The organism is Kitasatospora sp. NPDC057965 (assembly GCF_042887135.1).
Lineage (GTDB): Bacteria > Actinomycetota > Actinomycetes > Streptomycetales > Streptomycetaceae > Kitasatospora.
This window is the reverse complement of the sequence record NZ_JBHVPZ010000025.1, coordinates 46,378-66,259: the sequence shown is the minus strand read 5'-3', so window position 1 is coordinate 66,259 and position 19,882 is coordinate 46,378. Positions and strand designations below refer to the sequence as shown.

Sequence of the window (19,882 nt, the reverse complement as noted above, 5' to 3'; positions counted from 1 at the left end):
GGTTTCCCCTCCTCGGCGACCCGTCCACGGGCACGGTTTGAATGCTTATGCGGGCCAAACCCTACTCCAGCCTTATGCGCTGCTGACGGGCAGGTCCCGGTAACGCGCCGCCCGAGCACCCGATCAGGCCCGGCAGGGGCTGCGCCGCAGGTCATCCTAGGCATTCGGGGTCCGTACGCCCGATCGGGGGATGACCTCGGACAACACGAGTGACGCCCCGTCGGACGCGGACGATTCGGACATTCGGGGTGATCGACTGACGACCGGTGAGCCACCGCCGAAGCCCGGAATGCACCCGGGAGTGTCGTTAAATGTGACCGTGTACTTCGATGTGGCCTCCACCGCACCGCTCCACCCCGTCGCCCGGCAGGCGCTGACCGCCGCCCTCGACGAGGGGTGGGCCGACCCCGCCCGGCTCTACCGCTCCGGGCGACAGGCCCGGATGCTGCTGGACGCGGCCCGGGAGACCGTGGCCGAGGTGCTCGGCTGCCGGGCCGACGAGATCTCCTTCACCGCCAGCGGCACCCAGTCCGTCCAGCTCGGCATGCTGGGCGCGCTGCACGGCAACCGTCGGCGCGGGCGGCACCTGGTGCACTCCGCCGTCGAGCACTCCAGCGTGCTGCACACCGCGGAGCGGCACCAGGCGGCGGGCGGCGAGGTCACCGCGGTGCCGGTGGACCAGCAGGGCCGGGTCGACCCGGCGGAGTTCGCGGCCGCCCTGCGGCCGGACACCGCGCTCGCCGTGCTGCAGTCCGCCAACCACGAGGTGGGCACCGTGCAGCCGGTCGCCGAGACGGCCGCGCGCTGCGGGGAGGTGCCGCTGCTGGTGGACGCGGCGCAGAGCGCCGGGCGGATGGACGTGCCGGCCGGCTGGTCGCTGCTGGCCGCCAGCGCGCACAAGTGGGGCGGGCCCGCCGGGGTCGGGGTGCTGGCGGTGCGCAAGGGCGTGCGGTACGCCTCGCCGCTGCCCGCCGACGAGCGCGAGGGCGGCCGGGTGCCGGGGTTCGTCAACGTGCCGGCGATCGTCGCGGCGGCGGCCTCGCTGCGGGCGGTGCGGGCCGAGGCGGAGCGGGAGAACGCCCGGCTGCACGAGCTCGTCGAACGGATCCGGGCCCGGGTGCCGCGGCTGGTGCCCGAGGTCGAGGTGGTCGGCGACCCGGTGCGGCGGCTGCCGCACCTCGTCACCTTCTCCTGTCTGTACGTGGACGGCGAGGTGCTGCTGGGCGAGCTGGACCGGGCCGGGTTCGCCGTCTCCTCCGGCTCCTCGTGCACCTCCTCCACGCTGACCCCGAGCCATGTGCTGGCGGCGATGGGCGTGCTCACCGAGGGCAATGTCCGGGTCTCGCTGCCGTTCGGCACCGCCGAGGCGGACGTCGAGCGGTTCCTGGCCGTCCTGCCGGAGGTGGTGGCGGGCGTCCGCGCGCCGCTGGGGCTGGACCTGGCACCGCCCTCGGCCGCCGGGAAGGACTCCGGGGAGGGCGCCGGGCCGGAGCGCCCGGAGGCGAGCGGGCGAATCGCCGGGCGGCTGCTGGTGCTCGACGCGCTGGGCAAGCGGTGCCCGCTGCCGGTGATCGAGCTGGCGAAGCGGATCGGCGAGGTGCCGGTGGGCGGGACGGTCGCGGTGCTGGCCGACGACGAGGCGGCCCGGTTGGACGTCCCCGCCTGGTGCGGGATGCGCGGCCAGGAGTACCTGGGCGAGGCCCCGGCCGCCGAGTACGGCGGCGACCGGGGGTCGGCCTATCTGGTGCGGCGGGTCAGTTGACCAGGTGCGCGCGGACCTCGGCGCCGGCCTCGTCGCCGTAGGCGGCGGTGAAGCGCTGCAGGAAGTCGTGCGGGCGCAGCTCGTACTCCTGGGTGCCGACGGTCTCGATCACCAGGGTGGCGAGCATGCAGCCGATCTGGGCGGAGCGCTCCAGCTCCAGGTCCCAGGAGAGGCCGGCCAGGAAGCCGGCGCGGAAGGCGTCGCCGACACCGGTCGGGTCCACCTTGGCGGTCTCGGGGGCGCAGCCGACCACCACCGGGGCCTCGCCCTTGCGGTCGATCCGGACGCCCTTGCTGCCCAGGGTGGTGATCCGGGTGCCGACCCGGGTGAGGATCTCCTCGGAGTCCCAGCCGGTCTTGGACTCGATCAGCGCGGCCTCGTACTCGTTGGTGAAGAGGTACGCGGCGCCGTCGACGATCTGGCGGATGTCGTGGCCGTCGAGGCGGGCCAGCTGCTGGGACGGGTCGGCGGCGAAGGCGTAGCCGCGGGTGCGGCACTCCTGGGTGTGGCGGACCATCGCCTGCGGGTCGTCGGCGCCGATCAGCACCAGGTCCAGGCCGCCGATGCGGTCGGCGATCGGCTTGAGCTCGATGTTGCGGGCCTCGGCCATGGCACCGGTGTAGAACGAGGCGATCTGGTTGTGGTCCTCGTCCGTGGTGCACATGAAGCGCGCGGTGTGGCGGGTCTCGGAGATGTGGACGGAGCGGCAGTCCACGTTGTTGCGCTCCAGCCAGCTGCGGTACTCCGCGAAGTCCGCGCCGGCCGCGCCGACCAGGACCGGGCGCAGGCCCAGGACGCCCATGCCGAAGGCGATGTTCGGCGCGACGCCGCCGCGGCGGATGTCCAGGGTGTCGACCAGGAAGGACAGCGACACGGTGTGCAGCTGCTCGGCGACCAGCTGGTCGGCGAACCGGCCGGGGAAGGTCATCAGGTGGTCGGTCGCGATCGAGCCGGCGACGGCGATACGCACGGGGTCTCCTCAGGATGGCGGCGGGGCCATGGGACAGCGGGGTGGAACGGCGGTGCAACCCACCCACGGTACCCGGCGGGGACGGGGCACCAGCAAGACAGCGGGCACCGCTCCCCCGTCCGCTGTCACCCGCCGTCCCCGAAGGTGTACTACCCCGCGGTAGCTCTGGTGGGCTCCGGTCCGCCCGGCCTAGGGTCGGCAGGAAGGGGCCGTTTCGGCCCTGCCCAGGCCCGCGGCGACGCTGCCGCGGCACCGGTGGATCGGAAGTGATGGCCGATGATGCCCAGTCACCACCCGCTGCGGGTTCCGCCCGCCCTGCGCGGCGACGCGGACGGCGAGTCGCTGGACGCGCTGGTGGACTCCTCGCGCCGGCTGCGGCGGTTCTGGCCGCTGCTGGCGGCCGGCCGGCAGGACAGCGCGCCGGTCGGGTCCGGCTTCCGGGTCCCCGCCGGGGCCCAGCGGCTGGTCGCGGGGATGCCCGAGTACGGACCCTGAGCCCGCCCCGGCCCGGGGAGGCGCACGGGAACCGGAATCGCCCGGGGCACGTCACATCCGCGCGGTGCGGCCGGCACGGCGCACCGCTGAACCCTCGGGAGGATGTGCAGATGGATCTGGAGACCATGCCCCGGCGTCCCGGCCGGGTGCGCGCGACGGCACTGGCGGGCCTGGCGCTGGCGGCGGCCACCGTCCTGGCCGGATGCGGCGGCGCGGCGAAGGCGGGATCGGGGGCGGCGTCCGCCACCGCGGAGCCGGCGGCGGCGAGCGCGTCCGCCTCTCCCGGCCCGGCCACCGACGGCGCCGCGACCGCGCCGGCTCCGGTGACCACGCCGCCGTCCGGCCCCTCGGCCACCGCCCCGGACCCGCGGCCGGCCGGCACGGGCCCGGCGCTGACCCCGACCCCGGCGCCCACTCCCCCGGGTGCGGGCGGCAACGGCATCGCGGTGGGCGAACCGGCGCCGAACGGCTCCGGGACCGGCTCGCCGGTGCACCCCGCGATCACCTACCGGTCGGACGGCAACCGTCTGACGGTCTGGTTCTACGGCGGGGTCTGCCAGAAGTACGCGCTCAAGGCGGACGAGTCCAAGCCGGGCCGGGTGGACATCCGGGTGACCACGGCGGCGCCGGTGCCCGCCGGGCAGGACTGCATCGCGGTGGCCCAGCGGCAGACGGTGACGGCCGACCTGAAGGAGCCGCTGCGGGGCCGGACGGTGACCGATCTGGCGACCGGGCAGGAGGTGCCGCTGGAGGCGGACCCGAAGATCGGCCCCGACCCGGTGGTCCCGGACATCCCGGGCGCCCCGTGACGGTACGACCGGCGTGACCGGCACGGCCAGTGTGATCGGAATGACCGGTGTGACCGGCATGGCCGGCATGGCCGGCATGGCCGATGCCCGGACACGACGAAGGCGGCCCCGGGCATCCGGGGCCGCCTTCGCGTCAGGCCATTAGCTGAACGAGTCGCCGCAGGCGCAGGAGCCGGTGGCGTTCGGGTTGTCGATCGTGAAGCCCTGCTTCTCGATGGTGTCCACGAAGTCCACCGTGGCGCCGCCCAGGTACGGGGCGCTCATGCGGTCGGTGACGACCTTGACGCCGTTGAAGTCCTTGACCACGTCGCCGTCGAGCGAGCGCTCGTCGAAGAACAGCTGGTAACGCAGGCCGGAGCAGCCACCGGGCTGGACGGCGACCCGCAGCGCGAGGTCCTCCCGGCCTTCCTGCTCCAGCAGGGCCTTGACCTTGCCCGCGGCGGCATCGGTGAGGAGGATGCCACTCTCGACAGTGGTCTCGTCCTGGACGGTCATCTGCTTTCTCCCGGTCTTGACGACGGTCTGCCGCCAGTGCCAACCGACGGTCGCCCGGATTCATTTCCCGGACGGCGGTGTTTTCGGAGGATTCGTGGCGGCGTGATTCCGTGGGCCGGGCGTGCACCCGCTCCCCATACGCTCCCCATGCTCGCACACCGGCGGACCCCGGTCACCGCCCGATGGGGCCGATCCGGGTGAACGGGCCACGCGGCGGCGCCCGGACGGCCAGGATGGTGGGCATGATCCTGCGCCCGATCCAGGACACCGCCGCCGACGCGGAGGTGGTCCAGTACGTCGCCCGTGCAGCGTTCGCCTCCCTCCCCGACGCCCCGCCCGCCACCGAGCCGCCCCGGCCGGCCGTCTACCAGCTGGCCCGGACGAGACACCTGGCGCGCACCGATCCGCAGGGCTGCTGGCTCGCCGAACTCGACGGCGAGCCGGTCGGCGCGGTGCTCTCGCTGCGCCGCGAGGGCGTCTGGGTGCTGGCGCTGCTGGTGGTGCCGCCCCACGTCCAGGGCAAGGGGGTCGGCCGGCTGCTGCTGGACCGGGCCCTCGTGTACGGGCGCGGCTGTCTGCGCGGCATGCTGTGCGCCTCGCCGTCGCCCGCCGCGGTGCGCCGCTACCGGCTGGCCGGCTTCACGCTGTACCCGGCGATGCGGCTGACCGGGCGGGTGGACCGGTCCGGGCTGGTCGACCCCGGGGACATCCCGGTGCACCCGGGGAACGTCACCCACCGGCACCTGCTGGACTCGGTGGACCGCCGGCTGCGCGGCTCCGCGCACGGCCCGGACCACGAGCTGCTGCTCGCCCACAGCGAGGAGCTGCTGATCGCGGACGCGCTGGCGGGCAGCGGCTACTGCTACCGCGACGGCGGCGAGGTGAAGCTGCTGGCGGCCACCTCCAAGCGCATCGCCACCCGGCTGCTGCGCGAGGCGCTGGCCCGGGTGCCGGAGGGGGTGGAGGCCCTGGTGGAGGCGCTGACCGCGGAGCAGGAGTGGGCCCTGGACGTCGGTCTCGAAGTGGGCCTGACGGTGGAGACCCGCGGCTTCGTGGGCCTGCGCGGGATGCGCCCGCCGATGCCGTACGTGCCGAACGGCGGGCTGCTGTAGGGCTTGTCCTGGAGCTGCGGCGGGAACGGACGGACCCCCGCCGGGCCGGGGCCCGGCGGGGGTCCGTCGGTGCGCGCGTGTGCGCGTCGGGTGTGCGTCACACCATGGTGTCGAGGATCTCCCCGACCATCTCCATGGTGGTGCCGGGGTGCAGGAAGGCGAAGCGGGCGACGGTCTCGCCGTCCCAGCCGGTGGGGGTGACGAAGCCGATCTGGTCCGCGAGCAGCTGCTGCGACCAGCGGTAGTAGTCGTCGTTGGTCCAGCCCGTGCGCTTGAAGCAGACCGCGGAGAGCTGCGGGTCGAACAGCAGCTCCAGGTGGTCGGTGTCGCGGATCAGCTGCGCGGTCTCCCGGGCGAGCGTGAGGCCGGCCTCGATGGCGTCGGTGTAGGCCTGGACGCCGTGCACGGCGAGCGAGAACCAGAGCGGCAGGCCGCGGGCGCGCCGGGTCAGGTGGTAGGCGTAGTCGGTGGGGTTCCACTCGTCGCCCTCGGTGTGCAGGACGTCCAGGTAGGAGGCGTCCTGGGTGTGCACGGCGCGGGCGAGCTGGGGGTTGCGGTAGATCAGCGCGGCGCAGTCGAACGGCGCGAAGAGCCACTTGTGCGGGTCGACGACGAAGGAGTCGGCGAGCTCGATGCCGTTGTAGCGCTCCCGGACGGAGGGGGCGAACAGGCCCGCGCCGCCGTAGGCGCCGTCCACGTGGAACCAGAGCCCGCGCTCACGGGCCACCTCGCCCAGGCCCAGGAGGTCGTCGACGATGCCCTCGTTGGTGGTGCCGGCGGTGCCGACGACGGCGATCACCGTCTCCGGGTTCGGGTCGGCGGCCAGCGCGGCGCGCAGCGCCTCGCCGGTGAAGCGGCGGTTCACGGTCGGCACCTTGAACGCCTCGACACCGATGATGTTGAAGGTGTTCTTGACCGAGGAGTGCACCTGGTCGGCGACGGCGACCCGCAGCCGGGCCTCCGGGCCGACGCCCAGGCGGCGGCGGGCGGTGTCGCGGGCGACCACCAGCGCGGAGAGGTTGCCGGCCGAGCCGCCGGAGACGAAGGTGCCGCCGGCCGACTCCGGCAGGCCCGCGCGGTCCGCTATCAGGCGCAGCACCTGGTTCTCGGCGGCGATCGCGCCGGCCGCCTCCAGCCAGGAGATGCCCTGGAGCGAGGCGCAGGAGACGACCATGTCGAAGAGCAGCGCGGCCTTGGTGGGGGCGCACGGGATGAAGGACAGGTAGCGCGGGCTGTCGGCGGAGATCACCGCGCGGGAGAGCTCGTGGTCGTAGAGCTTGAGCACGTCGGCCGGGTTGTTGCCGTCCTGGTTGAGCAGGCCGGACAGCTGGGCGCGCAGGTGCTCGCCGTCACCGGGGTGGTCGAGCGGGACGGGGTCGTACTGCAGCCGCTCGCGCATGTAGTCGAAAACCAGGTCGACCAGGTCGCTGTCGGGCCGGTGCATGCGGTCGGGGGCTGCGGACACGGGTGTCCCTCTCGGCTGTGGGGTGTCGGGGGGTCCGGCGGCGCGGGGGGTTGGCACCGCACGGCCGGACATGATCAGCGTAGGCAGCGACGGGCCCGGTCCGCGCGTCGGAACGCGGCCGGTCGGGCAGCTTTCGGGCGTCTTCGACGGGCCGCGCGCAGGATTCCTGCGCCGGCCCCGGACGCGGCCGGCCGATCAGCCGATGAGCTGGGAGAGGACGACGGAGGAGCGGCTGCGCTGGACGCCCGGCTCGCGGCGGATCCGCTCGATGACGGCCTCCAGGTGCCGCATGTCGGCGGCCCGCAGGTGGACCAGCGCGTCCGGGTCGCCGGTGACCGTCCAGGCGGCGACCACCTCGGGGAACTGGCGCAGGCTGGCGAGGATCTCCTCGGGGGCGGTCCGCTCGCGGCAGTAGACCTCGACGAAGGCCTCGGTCTGCCAGCCGAGCACCGAGGGGTCGAGCACCACGGTGAAGCCGCGGACCACCCCGCGCGCCCGCAGCCGGTCGATGCGGCGGCGGACGGCGGTGGCGGAGAGGTTCACCTGGAGGCCGATCTCCGCGTAGGAGGCGCGGCCGTCCCCGGCCAGCCGGGCGAGGAGGAGGCGGTCGGTCTCGTCCAGGGAGGCCCCGACCAGCTCGTGCGCTCGGCTGCTGCTCATCGGTGCGGGGCTCCACGGGTCGTGCGGCGTCGGGAACGGCGGCGGGGCGACGGCGGCCCGCCGAAACGGTTCGGCAACCATTCTGGCTGATGTCAGGAGTGAGAGCACCGCTGACGGATGACGCGGGGTGTCCGCGCGCCCCGGAGGCGTCAGTCCACGAGCAGGACGATCTTGCCCCGGGTGCGGCCCTCCGCGCTGAGCGCCTGGGCCGAGGCGGCCTGGGCGAGCGGGAAGGTGGAGGCGACGGTCACGGTCAGCCGCCCCTCGTCGGCGAGCGCGGCCAGCTCGGCCAGCCCGGCGGCGTCCGGACGGACCCAGACGTACCGGCCACCGCGCGCCCTGACCCCGAAGTCGGCGACCGAGGCGATCCGGGAGGGGTCGGCGACCAGGGCGGCCGAGACCTCGACGGCGTCGCCGCCGACCAGGTCCAGCGCGGCGTCCACGCCCTCCGGGGCGAGCGCCCGGACCCGGTCGGCCAGGCCTTCGCCGTGCCGGACCGGCTCGGCCCCGAGGGAGCGCAGGTAGTCGTGGTTGCGCTCGCCGGCGGTCCCGATCACCCGGGCCCCGAAGGCCCTGGCGAGCTGGACGGCCAGGTGGCCGACCCCGCCCGCGGCGGCGTGCACCAGGACGGTGTCCCCGGCGCCGACGCCCACCGCCCGCAGCGCCTGGAGGGCGGTCAGCCCGGCCAGCGGCAGCCCGCCGGCCTGCGCCCAGTCCAGCGCGGCCGGTCTGCGGGCCAGGGTGCGGACCGGCGCTGCGACCAGCTCGGCGTAGGTGCCGTGCTCGACGGCATCCTTGCGCAGGTAGCCGTAGACCTCGTCACCGGGGGCGAACTCGGTGACCCCGCCGCCGACCGCGCGGACCACCCCCGCCGCGTCCCAGCCCATCACCAGCGGGAAGTGCGCGTCGAGCAGGCCGTCCAGCCGGCCCTCCCGCACCTTCCAGTCGACCGGGTTCACCCCGGCCGCCCTGACCTGCACCAGGACCGAGTCGGGACCGACCTTCGGGTCGGGCAGGTCGGTGTACTCGACCACCTCGGGGCCGCCGTAGCGGTGGATCGCGATTGCCTTCATGCCACCAGCGAAACCCGGACGGACCGGGATCCCGTTTCGGCCACGCCGCGAGCGCCCGGGAAGGCTCCGAACCGGCGAGCGGTTCTCGTCACATCGACAGGATGGCCATCGTCACTCTGACGCTAACCGGTTATCATAGATTGCGTCAGATAGACGAAAAGGCTGCACCGCTTGATCGGCCGCACAGAAGGGCGCCCGCCCGTGACCACCACCATCACCGAGACCTACGGCGTCGACCCCACTCCGACGCCGCTCGCTCTGCTGCTGCTCGGCCGCGAGGCCGACCCGAACAGCGAGCGCGGCGTCGAGTGCCCCGGCGACCTCCCGCCGGCCTCCGACCCGGACCTCGTCGAGCGCGCCCGGGCGGCCAAGGCCGCGCTCGGCGACCGCGTCTTCATCCTGGGCCACCACTACCAGCGCGACGAGGTGATCGAGTTCGCCGACGTCACCGGCGACTCCTTCAAGCTCGCCCGCGACGCGGCGGCCCGCCCGGAGGCCGAGTACATCGTCTTCTGCGGTGTGCACTTCATGGCCGAGTCGGCCGACATCCTCACCGGCGACGACCAGCGGGTCGTCCTGCCGGACCTCGCGGCCGGCTGTTCGATGGCCGACATGGCCACCGCCGAGCAGGTCGCCGAGTGCTGGGACGTGCTGACCGACGCCGGCATAGCCGACGTCACCGTCCCGGTCTCGTACATGAACTCCTCCGCCGACATCAAGGCCTTCACCGGCCGGCACGGCGGCACCATCTGCACCTCCTCCAACGCCAAGCGGGCGCTGGAGTGGGCGTTCGAGCAGGGGCAGAAGGTGCTCTTCCTGCCCGACCAGCACCTCGGCCGCAACACCGCGGTGCGCGACATGGGCTTCTCGCTGGACGACTGCGTCGTCTACAACCCGCACAAGCCGAACGGCGGCCTGACCGCCGAGCAGCTGCGGGACGCCAGGATGATCCTCTGGCGCGGCCACTGCTCGGTGCACGGCCGGTTCACCCTGGAGTCGGTGAACGACGTGCGCGAGCGGATCCCCGGCGTCAACGTCCTGGTGCACCCGGAGTGCCGGCACGAGGTCGTCGCGGCCGCGGACATGGTGGGCTCGACCGAGTACATCATCAAGGCGCTGGACGCCGCCGAGCCCGGCTCCAAGTGGGCCATCGGCACCGAGCTGAACCTGGTCCGCCGGCTCGCCAAGGCCCACCCGGACAAGGAGATCGTCTTCCTGGACCGGGCGGTCTGCTTCTGCTCCACCATGAACCGGATCGACCTGCCGCACCTGGTGTGGGCGCTGGAGTCGCTGGTCGAGGGCCGGGTGCCGAACGTGATCACCGTCGACCCGGAGACCGAGAAGCACGCCAAGGCGGCGCTGGACCGGATGCTGGCCCTGCCGTAACGCGGGGCGGTCCGCCGCTCGCGCGGCACGGACGAAGGGCGGGCCCCCTCCCGGTGGGAGGGGGCCCGCCCCTGTGTCTGGCCGAGACGGCGGCTACTCGGGAACGCCCGGGATGAGACCGTCGCCCTCGTCGCGCAGCAGCACCCGGACCTCCTCGATGGAGGCCTCGGCATCCGGCAGGATCAGGTCGGACGGCTCCAGCGAGTCGTCCGGCAGCGGGGTGCCGAACTTCTTCACGGCGCCCAGCAGCTCACCGAGCGCCCGGCGGAAGTGTTCCTCGTCCCCCGAATCCAGTGCGGCGAGGAGCTCCTCGTCGAGCTCGTTGAGCCGGTTGAGGTGGGCCTCGCCCACCTCGAACTGCCCCTCACCCATGACCCTCATGATCATGCCGTGCGTCTCCCTGTTCCTGGGGGATGTCTCCCGGAGCTGCTCCTCGGTGGAGCTCAGGTCACTTGTTGTAGTTGATCCGCGGGGTGTCCTGCTGCTGCTGCGGCGCGGCGTCCTGCGGGCGGCCCTGCTCGATCGCCTGCGGGCCGGAGGCCGGGGAGCCGCCGGTCAGCTCGGCCTTCATGCGGGCCAGCTCCAGCTCGACGTCGGAACCGCCGGCCACCCGCTCCAGCTCGGCCTCGATGTCGTCCTTGCGGCCGAGACCGCTGGCGTCGTCGAGCGCGCCGGAGGCCAGCAGCTCGTCGATCGCGCCGGCCCGGGCCTGCATCTGCGCGGTCTTGTCCTCGGCCCGCTGGATCGCGAGACCGACGTCGCCCATCTCCTCCGAGATCCCGGAGAAGGACTCGGCGATCCGGGTCTGCGCCTGGGCCGCGGTGTAGGTGGCCTTGATGGTCTCCTTCTTGGTGCGGAAGGCGTCGACCTTGGCCTGCAGCCGCTGGGAGGCGAGCGTGAGCTTCTCCTCCTCGGCCTGGAGCTGCTGGTACTGCACCTGCAGGTCGTTGATCTGGGACTGCATGTTCGCCTTGCGGGTCAGGGCCTCGCGGGCGAGGTCCTCCCGGCCGAGCGAGAGCGCCTTGCGTCCCTGGTCCTCGTACTTCGACGACTGCTGCTGCAGCTGGGTCAGCTGCAGCTCCAGGCGCTTGCGCGAGGTGGCCACGTCCGCGACGCCACGACGTACCTTCTGCAGCAGCTCCAGCTGCTTCTGGTACGAATAATCCAGCGTCTCACGCGGGTCTTCCGCCCGGTCCAGGGCCTTGTTCGCCTTGGAGCGGAAGATCAGCCCCATACGCTTCATGATTCCGTCGCTCATGGGCCTCGGGTGCCCCCTTCTCCGGCCTGCGGTCTCTATCTCGTTACCAGACACGACGAGTGTATGTGCAGCGAGCCCGTCGCCGCAGTGCACCTGCCTGCAACAAGAGTGCTACAGGTCGGTCCCGTAAAGCCTCCTCCGCGGGGTGGATCCCGTTCTCGTACCACCCGCCGGTCAGCGGAGTGATCCCCTACGGGGAACCCCGGGGAAACCCGGGGCCGGCCGCCCGGGACGCGATCGATATGCGTTTGGTTCCCGGGGGACCGGAGGAAGCCGTCCCGCACCCCGTACGCTGGTGGTGTGTTCCGACGCCGTTCAGATGATGCCGCTGCCTCCGCCGCCGTGCTGGAGAAGCAGGACGAGACGACCCAGCCCCGCGACCCGCAGGCGAAGAAGGGCCGCCCCACGCCCAAGCGCAGTGAGGCCGAGGCCAACCGGCGGACCAGGGTGAACGTGCCCAAGGACCGCAAGGAGGCCACCCGCCAGGCCCGCGAGCGGATGCGTGCCGAGCGCGAGAAGCAGCGCACCGCGCTGCTGGAGGGCGACGAGCGCCACCTCCCGGCCCGCGACAAGGGCCCGGTGCGCAAGTTCACCCGCGACTACGTGGACGCCCGCTGGTCGCTGGCCGAGTTCTTCCTGCCGGCCGCGGTCGTGATCCTGGTGCTCAGCATCGTCAAGGTGCCGGCCCTCCAGCTGCTCTCCACGCTGCTGTTCCTGCTCTTCTTCGTCCTGGTGGTGCTGGACTTCGTCCGGCTCGGCTTCGGCCTGCGCAAGCAGCTCGCCGAGCGCTTCGCCGGGCAGAACACCCGTGGCGCGGTCGCCTACGGCCTGATGCGCATCCTGCAGATGCGCCGGCTGCGACTGCCCAAGCCGCAGGTGCGGCGCGGGGAGAAGCCCTGACCGCCGAACCGGTGGACTCCGGCTGGGCCCCTCCCGTCTGGGACGGGCCCGGCCTCTACGCGCTCCCCGGCCAGGGCGGCGGCGGCCACGACCGGTTCGCCCAGGAGCGCGCCGGCCACGACCGCGGCGGGTACGAGCTGACCGGGTACGAGCGGCGGCTGCCCTCGCGCAGCGGCTCCTTCGCCGGTGCCGGCCCGTCCCCCGGGCGGCCCGGTTCGCTGCGCAACCTCGTCCGGCAGGAGATGGTCGCCCGGCAGCTCGCCGAGCAGCTGACCGGCCGCGACGCGCAGCGCGTCCTCGACATCGGCTGCGGCCAGGGCACCCAGGCGCTGCGGCTGGCCCGGGCCGGGCACTACGTCACCGGCATCGACTCCGACCCGGCCGCGCTCGGCGCCGCCCAGGGCGCGCTCGCCGAGGAGCCCGAGGCGGTGCGGGAGCGGGTCCAGCTGCTGATCGGCGACGGCCACCAGTGCGGGCGCTGGTTCGGGGCGCGCAGCTTCGACGTCGTGCTCTGCCACGGCGTGCTGATGTACCTGCCGGACCCCGATCCGATGATCGCCTCGCTGGCCCGGCTGCTCGCCCCCGGCGGACTGCTCTCCCTGGTGGTGCGCAACCGCGACGCGCTCGCCCTGCGGCCCGCGGCCGCCGGTGACTGGCGCGCCGCCCTGGAGGCCTTCGAGAGCGACCGGTACTACAACCGACTCGGGCTGGCGGCCCGCGCCGACCGGATCGCCGACCTCGCCGTGACCCTCTCCGAGGTGTCCGTGCCGCTGCGGCACTGGTACGGCGTGCGGGTCTTCACCGACCACGCCCCCGACGACGCGGCGCCGGTCGACGGCCGCCAGCTCGCCCAGCTGCTGGAGGCCGAGGAGCGGGGCGGGCGCACCGACCCGTACCGGCAGGTCGCCGCGCTGCTGCACGTCGTCGGCATGAAGTAGCCCCGGAGCCGGCCGGCTCCGGGGCCACCCCCGACGGCTCAGTCCTCGTGCAGGCTCATCGTGTAGACCTCGCGGCCGTCGTCCAGCAGCAGCGCGCGGTCCACGCCGTCCTCGGCCAGCTGCTTCCAGTTCTCCCCGATCCAGGTCTCCGCGTCCCCCTGGCCGGCGAACTCCTCCGCCTGGCCGCTGTCCGGGGCCACCACGGTGCCGTCCGCCTTCTCGTACCGCCACGTCCAGACCATGCCCGGCTCCTCCCGCCGACGATCAGCGATGCGCTGTGTGCGCACCCTAAGCCCTCAGGTTGCCCGGCCGGATCTTCGCTATGCGCGGTGCGCGAGGATGGGGCGCATGACATCCGACGCCCCACTCCCCCGCACCCTGCTGCTCGGCGGCGCCCGGTCCGGCAAGTCCACCAGGGCCGAGCAGCTGCTCGCCCGCCACGAGGACGTGCTGTACGTCGCCACCGGCGGTACCCGGGACGGCGACGCCGAGTGGGCGCAGCGGGTCGCGCTGCACCGGGAGCGGCGGCCGGCGAGCTGGCGCACCGCCGAGACCTGCGACCTGGAGGCGGTCCTGGCCGACCCCGCCGACCCGGCGCCGGTGCTGGTCGACTGCCTGGCGCTGTGGCTCACCGCCGTCATGGACGAGTGCGGCGCCTGGGACGACGCGGTCTGGGCGGACGGCGGCGAGGCCGCGGTGCAGCGGCGCTGCGCGGCGCTGGCCCGGGCCTGGGCCGGCACCCGGCGGCAGGCGGTGGCGGTCAGCAACGAGGTCGGCATGGGCGTCGTCCCGGCCACCGCGGCCGGCCGCCGGTTCCGCGACACCCTGGGCCGGCTCAACATGGCGATCGCCGACGCCTCCGAGCGTGTGCTGCTGGTGGTCGCGGGGCAGGTTCTCACCGTCAAGCCCGCCGCCGACTGAACGACGGCGGCGTGTAGCCTTCCGGACGATGGACACGACCGTGGATCTCGATACGTTCTCCTCGCTCGTCGAGCGCCCCGACGAGAGCGCCCGGCGCGCCGCCGAGGAGCGGTGGCAGGAGCTGGACCGGCCTCGCAACGGCCTCGGCAAGCTGGAGGAGCTGGGCGCCTGGCTGTCGTCCGTGCAGGGGCGCTCCCCGGTGCGGCCGCTGTCGGCGCCCAAGGTGGTGCTGTTCGCCGCCGACCACGGGGTGGCCCGCCTCGGGGTGTCCCGGCTGCCCGCGCAGGGCGGTACGGCGGCGCGGGTGCGCGCCGTGCTCGACGGCACCGCGCCGGTCGCGCTGCTCGCCCGCCGCTTCGGCGCCGGGGTGCGGGTGGTGGACGTCGCGGTCGACGCCGACGCCGCCGGCTTCCCCGGCGAGGTCACCGAGCACCGGGTGCGGCGCGGCTCCGGGCGGATCGACGTCGAGGACGCGCTGAGCCCCGAGGAGACCGCCAAGGCGTTCCGGGCCGGCATGGCGGTGGCCGACGAGGAGGCCGACGCCGGGACCGACCTGGTGGTGCTGGGCGACCTCGGGGTCGGCGCGACCACGGTGGCGGCGGTGCTGATCGGCGCGCTCTGCGGGACGGACGCGGCGGCGGTCACCGGGCGCGGCTCGGGCATCGACGACCGGGTGTGGATGGTCAAGTGCGCGACCGTGCGGGACTCGCTGCGCCGGGCCCGCCCGGTGCTGGGCGACCAGCTGGCGCTGCTCGGGGCCACCGGCGGGGCGGACTTCGCGGCGATCACCGGGTTCCTGCTGCAGGCCGCGGTGCGCAAGCTGCCGGTGGTGCTGGACGGCGTGGTCTCGGCGGCGTGTGCGCTGGTCGCGCAGCGGATCGCGTTCCGGGCGCCGGAGTGGTGGCGGGCCGGGCAGACCAGCGGCGAGCCGGCGCAGGCGAAGGCCTACGACCGGCTGACGCTGACACCGCTGCAGGAGCAGGGCATCACGATGGGCGAGGGGGTCGGCGCGCTGATGGCGCTGCCGCTGCTCCAGGCCGCGGCGGACACGCTGGCCGAGGAGGTGCCGGAGGTGTTCGTGTCGGCGGCGCCGAAGGAGCCGGCGCGGCTGCCGACGGCGGCGGAGCTGCTGGGGAAGCTGTAGGACGGGTCGGGGGCCCGGGTCCGGTCGGTGACGACGGGTCCGGGCCCTTCGGCTGTTCCGAGTGGTCGGTGGGTGGTCGGTGTGCGGGACGGGTTGCGGGACGGGTTGCGGGACGGGTTGCGGGACGGGTTGCGGTTCGCGTTCGGGACCTTGTCGGTGCTGCGGGTGCGGGTCGAGCGGTGGGACCGGGAGGCCGGCGGGCGGGCGATGGTGCTCGCCCCGGTGGTCGGGGTGGTGCTGGGGGCGCTCGCCGCAGGTGCGGGGGCCCTGGTCGCCTGGCGGGCGGGCGGGCCGCTCGGGGCGGTGGCGGCGGTCGGGGTGCTTGCGGCGCTGACCCGGGGGCTGCACCTGGACGGGCTCGCGGACGTCGCGGACGGCCTGGGCAGCGGGAAGCCCGCCGAGGACGCCTTGCGGATCATGAAGCAGTCGGACATCGGCCCGTTCGGCGTGCTCACCCTCGTCCTGGTGCTGCTGGCGCAGGTCGCGGCGCTGGCCGGGCAGTTCGCCGTCTCCCCGCTGCGCGGTGCGCTCGCGGTGCTCGCGGCGGCGGTGGCCGCGCGGTGCGCGCTCGCCTGGGGGTGTCTGCGGTCGGTGCCGGCGGCCCGGCCGGGCGGGCTGGGCGCGATGGTGGCGAGCACGGTGACGCCGGGTGCGGCCGTCCTCTCGACGGGCGCGGCGGCGGCGCTGCTCGCCCTCGCCGGAGCAATTGACGGATGGTCAGTGACCGTGCTGCCGACGGCCGTTGTGCTGGGCCTCGGCGGATCCTGGCTGCTGCTGCGGCGCTGTGTGCGGCGGTTCGGCGGGATCACCGGGGACGTGCTCGGCGCGATGGCGGAGACCGGCGCGACCGGTGCGCTGCTGGCAGTCGCGCTGCTGCGCTGAAGGGGACGCCAAAGCCCCTGCGCCGAAAGGCGGTACACCGGGCGGCGCGTGATCCCAGCATGCGGACTACCATGCGGGGAGCACCGCAGCCCTGCACCGCCGCAGGTCCTGCCCGTCCTGCGCACGTCGAGGCGCCGGGGCCTCTGGTGTGCGCGACCGCCGCGGCGGTGGGCGCGCGCAGCCAGGGGCCCCGGGTCCGGCGGACGCCGGCCGGTCGGCCTGGCCGGCGGACCGGGCTGCGCCGGTGCGGCACACGCGCCGCGACCGGTCGTGGACCGCGAAAGAACAGGACGTTTTACGTGACTGCATTGTCTGTGAGCACCTCCTCCGCCGCCTCGCTGCGCGCGGACGCCCTGGTGGTCGGCGTGGCGAAGGGCCCCAAGGGCATCGTGCTGGCCCCCGGCGCCGAGGCCGTGGCCGAGGCGTTCGAGGGCAAGCTGACCGAGGTTCTCAGCACGCTGGGCGCCACCGGCGCCGAGGGCGAGACCGTCAAGGTTCCCTCCCCGGCCGGTCTCAAGGCCGCGCTCGTGCTCGCGGTCGGTCTCGGTGACGCCGCCGAGGGCGGGTACGAGCTGGAGGCGCTGCGCCGCGCCGCCGGTGTGGCCGCCCGCGCCCTGGCCGGTGCCAAGAAGGCCGCGCTGGCCCTGCCGGCCGAGTCGGCCGACGAGATCGAGGCGGTCGCGCTGGGTGCCCTGCTCGGCGCCTACGCGTTCGGCACCTACAAGAACAACGGCAACGGCGGCAAGGAGCCGGTCGGCGAGCTGGTGCTGCTGTCGACCCGCAAGGGCAGCAAGGACGCCAAGGCCGCGGTCGAGCGCGCCCTGGTCGTCGGCGAGGAGATGAACCGCGCCCGCGACCTGGTCAACACCGCCCCGAACGACCTGAACCCGAAGTCCTTCGCCGCGCTCGCCCAGGCGGCCGGCAAGGAGCACGGCCTCAAGGTCGAGGTGCTGGACGAGAAGGCGCTGCTCAAGGGCGGCTTCGGCGGCCTGCTGGGCGTCGGCAACGGCTCGGTCAACCCGCCGCGCCTGGTGAAGGTGGCCTACACCCACCCGAAGGCCAAGGCCACCCTGGCGTTCGTCGGCAAGGGCATCACCTACGACTCGGGCGGCATCTCGCTGAAGCCGGCCGGCCACAACGAGACCATGAAGTGCGACATGGCCGGCGCCGCCGCGGTGTTCGCCGCCGTGGTCTCCGCCAAGCGTCTCGGCCTGCAGGTCAACGTCACCGCCTGGCTGGCGCTGGCGGAGAACATGCCGTCCGGCTCGGCCACCCGCCCGGGCGACGTGCTGCGGATGTACGGCGGCAAGACCGTCGAGGTGCTGAACACCGACGCCGAGGGCCGCCTGGTGCTGGCCGACGCCATCGTGCGCGCCGGCGAGGAGAACCCGGACGTGATCGTCGACGTCGCCACCCTGACCGGCGCGATGATGATGGCGCTGGGCAACCGCACCTTCGGTGTGATGGCCAACGCCGACGAGCTGCGCGACACCCTGCACGCGGTCGCCGGCGAGGTGGGCGAGCAGTCCTGGCCGATGCCGCTGCCGGCCGAGCTGCGCAAGGGCATGACCGAGTCGACCGTCGCCGACCTGGCCAACATGGGCGAGCGGATGGGCGGCGGCCTGGTGGCCGGCCTGTTCCTCAAGGAGTTCGTGGCCGAGGGCATCGACTGGGCGCACCTGGACATCGCCGGTCCGGCGTTCCACGAGGGCGCGCCGTTCGGCTACACCCCCAAGGGCGGCACCGCCTCCGCGGTGCGCACCCTGGTCCGCTTCGCCGAGCAGAAGGCGGCGGGCGGCAAGGCCTGACGGCCCGGCACGACCGACGGACGGGGTCCGGTGCGCACACCGCGCCGGGCCCCGTCCGGCTCTCCGGGGCGGGTTACCTGCCGGTAGGGGACACGGGGCGGCCGTCGCACCTCTGTTCGCTGCGGGCGAAACTTTGTTCCACAGTGCGGAACCCAGGGGCCCGAGGGCTCGCCGACCGCTCGCCGCCCTCCCGGCCAACCCCGCTCTGAGCTGCGACGATGGCCCCGGACATGGACTGTTCCCGGTGTTGCCACCGCCCCTCGGGCCGCCCCCGGGGCGGACCCGGACATCAGTCGCCGCGAACAAGTGCGAAGATGTATTTCCGGCACGACTGGGCGCCCCACAAAGGCTTCCGACCCACCGGACCGCGACCGGCCCGGCGATCCACACCCCTTGCTTGGAGGACGTGACGTGGCGAACGACGCCAGCACCGTTTTCGACGTAGTCATTCTCGGAGGCGGAAGCGGCGGTTACGCCGCGGCGCTCCGCGGCGCCCAGCTGGGCCTGAGCGTCGCCCTGATCGAGAAGGGTGAGCTGGGCGGTACCTGCCTGCACCGCGGCTGCATCCCGACCAAGGCCCTGCTGCACGCGGCCGAGATCGCCGACGAGACGAAGGAGGCCGCCGAGTTCGGCGTGCTGGCCACCTTCCAGGGCATCGACATCAACGGCGTCCACAAGTACAAGAACGACGTCGTCGCCGGCCTCTACAAGGGCCTGCAGGGCCTGGTGGCGTCCCGCAAGGTCACCTTCATCCAGGGCGAGGGCAAGCTCTCCTCGCAGACCTCGGTGGACGTCAACGGCCAGCGCGTCGAAGGCCGTCACATCGTCCTGGCCACCGGCTCCGTGCCGCGCTCGATCCCGGGCCTGGAGATCGACGGCAACCGCGTCATCTCCTCGGACCACGCCCTCAAGCTCGACCGCATCCCGAAGTCGGCCGTCATCCTCGGTGGCGGCGTGATCGGCGTCGAGTTCGCGTCCGTCTGGAAGTCGTTCGGCGTCGACGTCACCATCGTCGAGGCCCTGCCGCACCTGGTCCCGCTGGAGGACGAGAGCTCCTCCAAGCTGCTGGAGCGCGCCTTCCGCAAGCGCGGCATCAAGTTCGAGCTGAAGGCCCGCTTCTCGGGCGTCGAGTACACCGAGACCGGTGTGCGCGTCTCCACCGAGAACGGCAAGCAGATCGACGCCGACCTGCTGCTCGTCGCCATCGGCCGCGGCCCGGTCTCGGCCGGCCTGGGCTTCGAGGAGAACGGCGTCGCGATGGACCGCGGCTACGTCCTCGTCGACGAGTACATGCGCACCAACGTGCCGACCATCTCGGCCGTCGGCGACCTCGCCCCGACCCTGCAGCTGGCGCACGTCGGCTTCGCCGAGGGCATCCTGGTCGCCGAGCGCCTGGCCGGCCTCAAGCCGGTGCCGATCGACTACGACGGCGTCCCGCGCGTGACCTACTCCAACCCCGAGGTGGCCTCCGTCGGCATCTCCGAGGCCAAGGCCGTCGAGCTGTACGGCAAGGAGAAGGTCGTCACCGTCAAGTACAACCTGGCCGGCAACGGCAAGAGCAAGATCCTGAAGACCGCCGGCGAGATCAAGCTCGTCCAGGTCAAGGACGGCGCCGTCGTCGGTGTCCACATGGTCGGCGCCCGCATGGGCGAGCAGGTCGGCGAGGCCCAGCTGATCTACAACTGGGAGGCTCTGCCGGCCGAGGTCGCGCAGCTCATCCACGCCCACCCGACCCAGTCCGAGGCCCTCGGCGAGGCGCACCTGGCGCTGGCCGGCAAGCCGCTGCACGCGCACGACTGATCGC

20 protein-coding genes are annotated in these 19,882 nt (G+C 73.7%); 12 read left to right on the top strand and 8 right to left on the bottom strand.

All coding sequences use genetic code 11. The features are described 5' to 3' along the window. Nucleotides 1-289: 289 nt before the first annotated feature. Nucleotides 290-1,762 carry a cysteine desulfurase/sulfurtransferase TusA family protein gene (locus ACFVVU_RS28430; RefSeq protein WP_387793143.1) on the top strand — a complete coding sequence of 491 codons (1,473 nt, stop codon included), beginning with the start codon at nt 290-292 and terminating at the stop codon, nt 1,760-1,762. Here the strand turns inward: ACFVVU_RS28430 and ACFVVU_RS28425 are convergent. Continuing rightward, nucleotides 1,755-2,732, bottom strand: coding sequence for a carbohydrate kinase family protein (locus ACFVVU_RS28425; protein ID WP_380687179.1), 978 nt, complete (start codon nt 2,730-2,732; stop codon nt 1,755-1,757). The genes ACFVVU_RS28430 and ACFVVU_RS28425 overlap by 8 nt on opposite strands. 276 nt (nt 2,733-3,008) lie before the next feature. Between ACFVVU_RS28425 and ACFVVU_RS28420 the strand changes: the two genes are divergently transcribed. Continuing rightward, nucleotides 3,009-3,227, top strand: coding sequence for a hypothetical protein (locus ACFVVU_RS28420; RefSeq protein ID WP_387793104.1), 219 nt, complete (start codon nt 3,009-3,011; stop codon nt 3,225-3,227). Nucleotides 3,228-3,337: 110 nt separating this feature from the next. After that, entirely contained in the window at nt 3,338-4,036 is a 699-nt protein-coding gene (locus ACFVVU_RS28415) for a hypothetical protein (protein WP_387793102.1), read from the top strand. Between the two features lie 141 nt (nt 4,037-4,177). Here the strand turns inward: ACFVVU_RS28415 and erpA are convergent, their stop codons facing one another. Beyond that, complete coding sequence (erpA, locus tag ACFVVU_RS28410; protein WP_355361817.1) at nt 4,178-4,531, bottom strand: iron-sulfur cluster insertion protein ErpA; 354 nt, start codon at nt 4,529-4,531, stop codon at nt 4,178-4,180. Between the two features lie 242 nt (nt 4,532-4,773). Between erpA and ACFVVU_RS28405 the strand changes: the two genes are divergently transcribed. Further along, nucleotides 4,774-5,643 carry a GNAT family N-acetyltransferase gene (locus ACFVVU_RS28405; protein WP_387793100.1) on the top strand — a complete coding sequence of 290 codons (870 nt, stop codon included), beginning with the start codon at nt 4,774-4,776 and terminating at the stop codon, nt 5,641-5,643. Nucleotides 5,644-5,740: 97 nt separating this feature from the next. On the opposite strand, the gene ACFVVU_RS28400 is transcribed toward ACFVVU_RS28405, so the two are convergent. The 3 genes from ACFVVU_RS28400 to ACFVVU_RS28390 all read right to left on the bottom strand — a co-directional run bounded on the left by ACFVVU_RS28400 (nt 5,741) and on the right by ACFVVU_RS28390 (nt 8,841). Continuing rightward, the gene (locus tag ACFVVU_RS28400; protein ID WP_380688843.1) at nt 5,741-7,108 is read right to left on the bottom strand and encodes a pyridoxal phosphate-dependent decarboxylase family protein; all 1,368 of its coding nucleotides are present in this window, start codon (nt 7,106-7,108) and stop codon (nt 5,741-5,743) included. 195 nt (nt 7,109-7,303) lie between these two features. After that, nucleotides 7,304-7,768: an Lrp/AsnC family transcriptional regulator gene (locus ACFVVU_RS28395; RefSeq protein ID WP_380688845.1), complete on the bottom strand. Its 465-nt coding sequence runs from the start codon at nt 7,766-7,768 to the stop codon at nt 7,304-7,306. 149 nt (nt 7,769-7,917) lie between these two features. Beyond that, on the bottom strand, nt 7,918-8,841 hold the full coding sequence (locus tag ACFVVU_RS28390; protein ID WP_380688847.1) for an NADP-dependent oxidoreductase: 924 nt from the start codon (nt 8,839-8,841) through the stop codon (nt 7,918-7,920). Between the two features lie 201 nt (nt 8,842-9,042). On the opposite strand from ACFVVU_RS28390, the gene nadA reads away from it, so the two are divergent. Next, nucleotides 9,043-10,227, top strand: a complete 1,185-nt coding sequence (nadA, locus tag ACFVVU_RS28385) for a quinolinate synthase NadA (protein ID WP_380688849.1) — start codon at nt 9,043-9,045, stop codon at nt 10,225-10,227. Between the two features lie 93 nt (nt 10,228-10,320). On the opposite strand, the gene ACFVVU_RS28380 is transcribed toward nadA, so the two are convergent. Then, on the bottom strand, nt 10,321-10,614 hold the full coding sequence (locus ACFVVU_RS28380; RefSeq protein ID WP_380684855.1) for a hypothetical protein: 294 nt from the start codon (nt 10,612-10,614) through the stop codon (nt 10,321-10,323). Nucleotides 10,615-10,675: 61 nt separating this feature from the next. Next, nucleotides 10,676-11,485 carry a PspA/IM30 family protein gene (locus ACFVVU_RS28375; RefSeq protein ID WP_380684856.1) on the bottom strand — a complete coding sequence of 270 codons (810 nt, stop codon included), beginning with the start codon at nt 11,483-11,485 and terminating at the stop codon, nt 10,676-10,678. 300 nt (nt 11,486-11,785) lie between these two features. On the opposite strand from ACFVVU_RS28375, the gene ACFVVU_RS28370 reads away from it, so the two are divergent. Continuing rightward, the gene (locus tag ACFVVU_RS28370) at nt 11,786-12,385 is read left to right on the top strand and encodes a DUF3043 domain-containing protein (protein WP_355361831.1); all 600 of its coding nucleotides are present in this window, start codon (nt 11,786-11,788) and stop codon (nt 12,383-12,385) included. Nucleotides 12,386-12,627: 242 nt separating this feature from the next. Continuing rightward, nucleotides 12,628-13,323, top strand: a complete 696-nt coding sequence (locus ACFVVU_RS28365) for a class I SAM-dependent methyltransferase (RefSeq protein ID WP_380684864.1) — start codon at nt 12,628-12,630, stop codon at nt 13,321-13,323. A 38-nt stretch (nt 13,324-13,361) separates the two neighbouring features. Here ACFVVU_RS28365 and ACFVVU_RS28360 read toward each other — a convergent pair whose 3' ends face one another. Next, entirely contained in the window at nt 13,362-13,565 is a 204-nt protein-coding gene (locus tag ACFVVU_RS28360; protein ID WP_387793097.1) for a hypothetical protein, read from the bottom strand. Nucleotides 13,566-13,671: 106 nt separating this feature from the next. Here ACFVVU_RS28360 and cobU point away from each other — a divergent pair, with 106 nt between their 5' ends. From cobU to lpdA, 5 genes are all read left to right on the top strand, one after another. Next, a complete protein-coding gene (cobU, locus tag ACFVVU_RS28355; RefSeq protein ID WP_387793095.1) occupies nt 13,672-14,244 on the top strand; it encodes a bifunctional adenosylcobinamide kinase/adenosylcobinamide-phosphate guanylyltransferase in 573 nt (190 codons plus the stop codon). A 28-nt stretch (nt 14,245-14,272) separates the two neighbouring features. After that, the gene (locus ACFVVU_RS28350) at nt 14,273-15,388 is read left to right on the top strand and encodes a nicotinate-nucleotide--dimethylbenzimidazole phosphoribosyltransferase (protein WP_380684858.1); all 1,116 of its coding nucleotides are present in this window, start codon (nt 14,273-14,275) and stop codon (nt 15,386-15,388) included. Between the two features lie 150 nt (nt 15,389-15,538). Continuing rightward, on the top strand, nt 15,539-16,270 hold the full coding sequence (locus ACFVVU_RS28345) for an adenosylcobinamide-GDP ribazoletransferase (protein WP_387793093.1): 732 nt from the start codon (nt 15,539-15,541) through the stop codon (nt 16,268-16,270). A gap of 299 nt (nt 16,271-16,569) precedes the next feature. Next, on the top strand, nt 16,570-18,078 hold the full coding sequence (locus ACFVVU_RS28340; protein ID WP_387793092.1) for a leucyl aminopeptidase: 1,509 nt from the start codon (nt 16,570-16,572) through the stop codon (nt 18,076-18,078). Between the two features lie 393 nt (nt 18,079-18,471). Further along, nucleotides 18,472-19,878: a dihydrolipoyl dehydrogenase gene (gene lpdA, locus ACFVVU_RS28335; RefSeq protein ID WP_380684862.1), complete on the top strand. Its 1,407-nt coding sequence runs from the start codon at nt 18,472-18,474 to the stop codon at nt 19,876-19,878. Nucleotides 19,879-19,882: the final 4 nt, after the last annotated feature.

What these genes read in the sequence shown, in the direction of transcription:
- ACFVVU_RS28430 (WP_387793143.1), top strand. Translation starts at nt 290, where the DNA reads ATGCACCCGGGAGTGTCGTTAAATGTGACCGTGTACTTCGATGTGGCC.
- ACFVVU_RS28350 (WP_380684858.1), top strand. Translation starts at nt 14,273, where the DNA reads ATGGACACGACCGTGGATCTCGATACGTTCTCCTCGCTCGTCGAGCGC.
- ACFVVU_RS28380 (WP_380684855.1), bottom strand. Translation starts at nt 10,614, where the DNA reads ATGATCATGAGGGTCATGGGTGAGGGGCAGTTCGAGGTGGGCGAGGCC.
- ACFVVU_RS28415 (WP_387793102.1), top strand. Translation starts at nt 3,338, where the DNA reads ATGGATCTGGAGACCATGCCCCGGCGTCCCGGCCGGGTGCGCGCGACG.
- ACFVVU_RS28365 (WP_380684864.1), top strand. Translation starts at nt 12,628, where the DNA reads ATGGTCGCCCGGCAGCTCGCCGAGCAGCTGACCGGCCGCGACGCGCAG.
- erpA (WP_355361817.1), bottom strand. Translation starts at nt 4,531, where the DNA reads ATGACCGTCCAGGACGAGACCACTGTCGAGAGTGGCATCCTCCTCACC.
- ACFVVU_RS28375 (WP_380684856.1), bottom strand. Translation starts at nt 11,485, where the DNA reads ATGAGCGACGGAATCATGAAGCGTATGGGGCTGATCTTCCGCTCCAAG.
- cobU (WP_387793095.1), top strand. Translation starts at nt 13,672, where the DNA reads ATGACATCCGACGCCCCACTCCCCCGCACCCTGCTGCTCGGCGGCGCC.
- ACFVVU_RS28405 (WP_387793100.1), top strand. Translation starts at nt 4,774, where the DNA reads ATGATCCTGCGCCCGATCCAGGACACCGCCGCCGACGCGGAGGTGGTC.
- ACFVVU_RS28420 (WP_387793104.1), top strand. Translation starts at nt 3,009, where the DNA reads ATGATGCCCAGTCACCACCCGCTGCGGGTTCCGCCCGCCCTGCGCGGC.
- ACFVVU_RS28390 (WP_380688847.1), bottom strand. Translation starts at nt 8,841, where the DNA reads ATGAAGGCAATCGCGATCCACCGCTACGGCGGCCCCGAGGTGGTCGAG.
- ACFVVU_RS28395 (WP_380688845.1), bottom strand. Translation starts at nt 7,768, where the DNA reads ATGAGCAGCAGCCGAGCGCACGAGCTGGTCGGGGCCTCCCTGGACGAG.
- ACFVVU_RS28360 (WP_387793097.1), bottom strand. Translation starts at nt 13,565, where the DNA reads ATGGTCTGGACGTGGCGGTACGAGAAGGCGGACGGCACCGTGGTGGCC.